The 6,503-nt window shown below is 48.9% G+C and carries 7 protein-coding genes; 3 read left to right on the top strand and 4 right to left on the bottom strand.

From position 1 onward, the window contains the following. Positions 1 to 204 precede the first annotated feature (204 nt). A complete protein-coding gene (locus ABYW01_RS11140) occupies positions 205 to 678 on the top strand; it encodes an FKBP-type peptidyl-prolyl cis-trans isomerase (RefSeq protein ID WP_372832729.1) in 474 nt (157 codons plus the stop codon). 160 nt (positions 679 to 838) lie between these two features. Here ABYW01_RS11140 and ABYW01_RS11135 read toward each other — a convergent pair whose 3' ends face one another. Continuing rightward, positions 839 to 1,666, bottom strand: a complete 828-nt coding sequence (locus ABYW01_RS11135; protein ID WP_372832728.1) for a hypothetical protein — start codon at positions 1,664 to 1,666, stop codon at positions 839 to 841. A gap of 503 nt (positions 1,667 to 2,169) precedes the next feature. Further along, positions 2,170 to 2,661: an Lrp/AsnC family transcriptional regulator gene (locus ABYW01_RS11130; protein WP_372832726.1), complete on the bottom strand. Its 492-nt coding sequence runs from the start codon at positions 2,659 to 2,661 to the stop codon at positions 2,170 to 2,172. Positions 2,662 to 3,035: 374 nt separating this feature from the next. Between ABYW01_RS11130 and leuA the strand changes: the two genes are divergently transcribed. Continuing rightward, positions 3,036 to 4,694, top strand: a complete 1,659-nt coding sequence (leuA, locus tag ABYW01_RS11125) for a 2-isopropylmalate synthase (protein WP_372832724.1) — start codon at positions 3,036 to 3,038, stop codon at positions 4,692 to 4,694. 193 nt (positions 4,695 to 4,887) lie between these two features. Here leuA and ABYW01_RS11120 read toward each other — a convergent pair whose 3' ends face one another. Then, positions 4,888 to 5,466, bottom strand: a complete 579-nt coding sequence (locus tag ABYW01_RS11120; protein WP_372832723.1) for an NUDIX hydrolase — start codon at positions 5,464 to 5,466, stop codon at positions 4,888 to 4,890. A gap of 162 nt (positions 5,467 to 5,628) precedes the next feature. Continuing rightward, positions 5,629 to 6,156 (bottom strand): paraquat-inducible protein A, encoded by a 528-nt coding sequence (locus tag ABYW01_RS11115; RefSeq protein ID WP_372832722.1) that lies wholly within the window; start codon positions 6,154 to 6,156, stop codon positions 5,629 to 5,631. Between the two features lie 114 nt (positions 6,157 to 6,270). On the opposite strand from ABYW01_RS11115, the gene ABYW01_RS11110 reads away from it, so the two are divergent. Beyond that, positions 6,271 to 6,503, top strand: a 233-nt coding sequence (locus tag ABYW01_RS11110; RefSeq protein ID WP_372832721.1) for a histidine kinase dimerization/phospho-acceptor domain-containing protein, incomplete at its 3' end; no start/stop codon positions are given.

The following is a 6,503-nucleotide window of genomic DNA, read 5'->3' as shown; positions in this document are numbered from 1 at the left end:
TTCAGGCCACTCAATAAAGGAGACGTTTGGGTATTCGATTAGATTGCATCTTTTTTGAATATTTTTTCAATAAAATGAAATCAGCCTTATATAGCGGTCGCTAATCAGGTACGTAAATCACCGCTAAAGCATTATCTGGCATTGCAAGGCAGCCAACCTGCGCGCATTATTAGATGCTTCGTTCATTCAACCTAAGGCGCTGTTATGTTAGAGATTATCCTTCCCCTCCTGCTTATCGTGATCGTGTTTTTTGTGTACAAAACCAGCCAGACGAACAAACGTCATTCTGCGGAAAACAAAGCAAGCGGAGAAAAATTTCTAGCGGAAAATAAAAATGATCCCGACGTAAAAACCACCGCATCAGGATTGCAATACAAGGTACTTCAGGAAGGCTCCGGCAGCGAACACCCTATCGCATCCTCAAAGGTCAAAGTGCACTACCACGGCACGCTGATTGACGGCACCGTATTTGATAGCTCAGTTGAACGTGGTGAGCCGATTGAGTTCGGCCTGAATCAGGTCATTAAAGGTTGGACCGAAGGTTTACAGTTGATGGTTGTGGGTGAGAAAACCCGACTGTTCATCCCTAGCGAACTGGCTTACGGCAATGGATCTGCTGGCGTCATTACGCCAGGGTCAACGCTCATTTTTGATGTTGAGCTTTTGGACTTTAAGTAGCGCTTTTGCTGAACTGATTCTACGTGGCGGCACAGATCTGATTTCGGCTTATGTTCTTAGCCTTATACAGAAATCTGTCCGCCTGCTGACGGATTTGCCTTTGATCTCCCGAGCCTCGGTTAAACCCTTCCTCTTTTCATTCCAAGATATCCAGCCCCAATCAGGAATCAGGAATCAGGAAGGTATTCTCTCGCTCTAAACGATACTTGACGCCATAGTTGTTTTTCCAATTGATGCTCATCGTTTTGTCACACGACTGCTCCTGAGCGACTTCAATAACGTATGGCTTTCCGTGACCATCCTTGACCTTCCACACCAGATTACGCCGTAGCCTGTCTGGCATACTTAACTCATACAACGTCCTCTGAGCACCATGCAGACTGGTATGTAAAAAGCTCCGCAATGTGAACGCTGCAAATGCAGGCAGTTTTTCTTCAGTGATATAACGTGGTTTTCCATTGACGCTGTAGGTAATACGCTGATGCTGAATCTGCTGAAGCTGACAAATACGCTCATCGTCCTTTGCAAAGGGTGCTAACCCCGGCTCTGGAATAAGGTTGTTTTGAATAAGGCTTTCGATCGCCTTAGGGCTTTTTGATGATGGATTATGGTAGGACAGAATAAACTGCTTAATACACCCGTTCTCCTTCGTCAGGTTCAGGTGCACTTCGTTTTTACCGGCACGCTGATGCCAAATAAACGTTTTTTTCTTCTCGTCCGGGGCCTGAATCTTTGGCGCGGTAGTAAAGAAACTACTGATATACGCATCAGAAGCATCAATAGGGACCGTGCCAATTTCCTTAAAGATCTGCGCCATAACCGCGGGCACACTGTCCGGCGTTTCTTCAAATCGCGTCCATGTGTCGGCTTTGTGCTCTCTTTTCTCGACGAGATAAACATTACTGGTACAGTCCGGGTCGCGCTCGTATGCTGCTTCAGCAGTAGAAAGTGATGCTAACGCACCCAACAGGTAGATGACGGATCTCATTTGTCGTGCGGTCCAAAATTCAGGTTTCGATATCGATAATAGCGCCAGAAAAACAGGCAGCAATAGACTCAATCTATTGTTTTTGAAGGCCGTAATGTAACTGAATGCACCGTTATCAATCCAGAGTGCATCGGTTTTATATTCTTTACTACTGCCAGAAAGTATATCTAATGGGACACCGCTGCCAGGTAACCTTCACGTCACTATATAAATACCGGCTCTACTCTCCTCACCTTCAGACAGATAGGGCCTTCAGAAATCAGATTTATACCCCATCGAGTAAACGGAATGGAGCATACCTGTTCAGAGTAGATCGCGTTGATCTTCTTGTGGGCAGATAAGACTGATGTGGCGCTAACTACTGGCTACGGCGTGGTGTCGAGCAAGTACCCGTGCAATTGAGGCCAGACCGTCTACTTACCTCTTTACTGTCTCTCAGTCAGTTCCAGCTATCGGACGTGTAGGCTTATGACGACACTATGCATTCGCCAAACATCTTCAATTCATCTGCGGATAATGTATTTCAGCGGCACTGCACAACTATCGACGATCTTACGCATGACGAATGATGACTTTACGCCGGACACACCCTTAATACGCGTGATCGTTCCCAACAACACGTTGTGGTAGCTGTCCATATCCGGCACAGCAATCTTAAGCTGGTAGTCCGCCTCGTGGCCGGTTATCAGCAAACATTCCATCACCTCTGGCATGTTACTAATCTCACGTTCAAACTCTTCAAAGCGCTCCGGAATATGTTTATCCATGCTGATATGCAAGATCGCAATCAGGTTGAGGTTGACCGCCCGCTCGTTGATCCTGACCACCCGCTCGCCAATCACACCACTCTCTTCAAGCTGTTTGACCCGTCTCGAACACGGCGCGGCGGTCAGTCCTACTCTCTCTGCCAGATCTTGATTCGACACACCACCATCACGCTGCAATTCGTGCAATATTTTGACATCAAAACGATCCAAATCGACATTAGATTTCATTGTTTTTTATCTTTACGCAATTTTATTAGATATAAAATCTTAATACCTTTAAACTTATTGCGCAAATAGCGTTAATTCATTGAATTTAGCGGATTAATTGCGCGGCACTTTGCCTAAACTATCTCTCGTTGGCTGCTTCGACAGAAACACCAGCAATACACGGAAAGCAGATGCCCGGCGGCTTATCGGTCACCGGCGGTTTAACAGCCACAAGCTGGTATCACCTGTCACTTTCCAGGTTTATCGAACCAAGCCCGAGCGCCAAAAGTGCACAGAAAACCTGAAGCCCCGTCTCTGCCAAAATGCGGGGCTTTAAGGCATACACCATCGATATATTTAACATCCCAGCAACACCTAAACTCAGGAATAGTTTTATGTTTGACCATCGTAAATACAGTCCCTTTCCAGCGCTTCGTCTGACAGACCGCACCTGGCCGGACAAGCAGATCACTCAGGCTCCTGACTGGTGCAGCGTGGATCTACGCGATGGCAATCAGGCGCTGATCAATCCGATGTCGGTTGAGAAAAAAGCCCGCTTATTCCAGTTGCTGGTGAAATTGGGCTTTAAAGAGATCGAAGTGGGTTTCCCTTCGGCTTCATTGCCCGACTACGAATTCATGCGCAAGTTGATCGACGAGGAGATGATCCCTGACGATGTCACGATTCAGGTATTGGTTCAGGCACGCGAAGAGTTGATCCAGCGTACCTTTGAATCTCTGAAAGGTGTAAAGCAGGCGATTGTTCACGTCTACAACTCCACCTCCACCGTCCAGCGTGATCAGGTGTTTGGTTTAGACCGTGACGGCATCACCAATATCGCGGTGCAAGGCGCAAAGTGGTTAAAACAGTATGCGGCACAGCATCCTGATACGGACTGGAGTTTCCAGTATTCGCCAGAGAGTTTCACCGGCACTGAGATGGATTATGCCGTTGACGTCTGTGACAAAGTGATCGCCGAATGGCAGCCAGAAAATGGCCAGAAAGTGGTCATCAACCTGCCATCAACCGTCGAGATGTCCACGCCGAACATCTTTGCCGATCAGGTTGAGTACTTCTGTCGCAACCTGAAACAACGTGAGCATGTACGTATCAGCCTGCACACCCACAACGACCGCGGCTGTGCAGTCGCTGCCGCTGAGCTGGCAGTGATGGCCGGTGCTGACCGCGTTGAAGGTACATTGATGGGTAACGGTGAGCGTACCGGTAATATGGATATCATCACCATGGGGATGAATCTTTACTCTCAGGGTGTGGACCCTAAACTGGATTTCTCCAACATCTCAGAGATCATCGAGACTGTTGAGTATTGCAGTGAACTGCCGGTGCCTGCACGTCATCCCTGGGCTGGAGAGCTGGTATACACCGCTTTCTCTGGCAGCCATCAGGATGCGATCCGTAAATCGATGGCGTACCACGATACCCATGAGCTTCAGCACTGGGACGTGGCCTACCTGCCAATCGACCCATTAGATATTGGCCGGGAGTACGACGCGGTTGTGCGTATTAATAGCCAGAGCGGTAAAGGTGGTGTAGCGCTTGTTCTGGAACGCGACTATGGCATCGAACTGCCAAAATGGATGCACGCTGAACTGAGTAAAGTGGTACAGAAAGCCACCGAAGTGACCGGCCGTGAAATCTCACCTGCTGAGATCAAAGCGCTGTACGACGATAACTTTGAAACAGTAACCGAAAAGTGGGTACTGGATGGGTATGACCTGCACAATGAAGGTGACCAGATTCAGGCAGAAGTCCGCGTGGCGGGTCATAAGCTGCAAGGCACCTGTTCCGGTGCAGTTGGTGCGCTCTGTGCAGCGTTGACCGATCAGTTTGGTTGCAAGATTGAAGTCACTCACTTTGATGAGTTTGCTGTCTCCAAAGGCACCGACGCTAAAGCACGTGCCTGTGTAGGCGTGAAACTCGACGGCGAACAGCACTTCGCCGTTGCTGTGGCAGCCGATACCTCTGCCGCCACACTGCAGGCGGTACTGACTGCATTCAGCCGCAGCAGCCAGCACGCCGTTGTCGCGGCCTGATGACCTCTATCAGGTTCAGCTTAATCGGATTTATCTGCTTAATCTGAACCTAAAGCTCGGCAAGATAGCGCTCAGGATCACCCTAAAAACGTGATCCTGAGCAATTCACACTGATAAACCCGCCCTCAAACCACAGCCTTTCCGCCAAGTTTTTCCCATTAGATAAGCCGTTCAATCAGCGGAAGTAGTATTCTCAGAAATCCGATCTTGGGCACGGATCGCTGAGTGTCAGGAAACCATCAGCCAGCGAATTACGTAACGATTTTGCCGCACCACGCCAAAGCGGAAACCGAAATTCCTGTTGGCCCGGAATAACGATAACGGGACTCGAATCAGCACTGTTCAGGCCATCAATCAAAGATTCATGAGGTATCCATATCCACTGTGACCGTTCGACATCACGACACGTACGTGGAGCCGAGATATCCGTGAGCTGGAAGAACGGAACTTCCGCAACATAGCTGTAAAAACGCCCGGACTTACTTGGACCTTTCAGCTTAAGTGTTCGTAGCGTTTCCTCATCAAAAACACAGTTCGTTTCTTCATACAGCTCACGCAACGCGGTTTGCCTGGCTGTTTCATCACCCTTTGGCCCACCACCAAAAGCCCCCCAACCCTGTCGCTTCGGATGCGAATCATACGCCAACAGGTATTGCGCCCCCGTATCCGTGCAAGCATACGGTGTCACACCCGCGTTGACACCGGTGAGTGAACCCGCCGATGTGTATAACGGAAACAGAGAAGCGACTAATATCAATCGGAGAAGAAACATAAAACGATCCAAAGGCTTTACTAAGCCAAAAATAATAAGGGACGACTATACAGCGAGACGATAAACACTTTCATCGCGCTATTGATCAGGAAGGGATTATAAAAGCGATTCACTGCGGCTCTCCACTCAAAATACCTCAGTGGATCACTAAATCCCATTTCTTTAAGGGGCCGATTTGCCGTGGCGAGTTGTCAGTTGCACAACTTTGTTGGTGATCAACATGATCAGCAATACAGAAGCGCCAAAGACATAAAGCCCTCCATGTACTTCAATACTGGCAATGGCATCAAGCTTCACCGTCACGATCAATACGGCGACGACCATAACGTCTAACATCGCCCAGCGCCCGTATTCATGCATCAGATGCAGGTAACGTTTCATCTTTGGCGTTTGGAATGACCCGGCATTCAGCAGTTTGAACAATACACCTATTTTCAATATCGGCAGAACGATGCTGAAGCATGCAACGACAGCAAATAACAGCACTTGGCCATTGCTGAGGAGTTCTAGCACACCGGATATGACGGAAAAAGAGTTAGTGACCACGATAAATTTACTGATCGTAATCATCGGCAAGCATATGCCCGCCACAAACAAACCCGTTGCCAGAATCAGCAACCAACGCATTCGCTTGGCAGCGGCTAAAGGAATGCCTACAGGACCTGCGTCATTGGGTGAGATGTTGTTCATCCTTAATTTGTTTTACTACGAAACTGATCTGCAAAGACTAGCGTTCGACCACAGCATGTGAGATCAATAACACAGGCCTTCAGTTATACCGTTTCTCATGACCTCCGTGGACCCTTGCGTGCGATCGATGGTTTCACTCAGATCGTCGTTGACGAGTACTCGGACCGATTGGACGAGGAGGGGAGGGGCTACCTCCAGCGAGTGCGGGCAGCCGCGCACCGAATGGAGGAGCTCATCGACATCATTCTCGATCTCTCCCGGGTCGGACGGCAGGAGCTCGACCGCAGCAGCGTCGATCTCAGTTCTGTTGCTGAGAGCGTCGCGAACGGACTCCGAGAGGATCAGCC

The organism is Pontibacterium sp. (assembly GCF_041587635.1).
Lineage (GTDB): Bacteria > Pseudomonadota > Gammaproteobacteria > Pseudomonadales > Balneatricaceae > Pontibacterium.
Note: the sequence above shows the minus strand (reverse complement) of the source record. Positions and strands in the feature narration are given on the sequence as shown.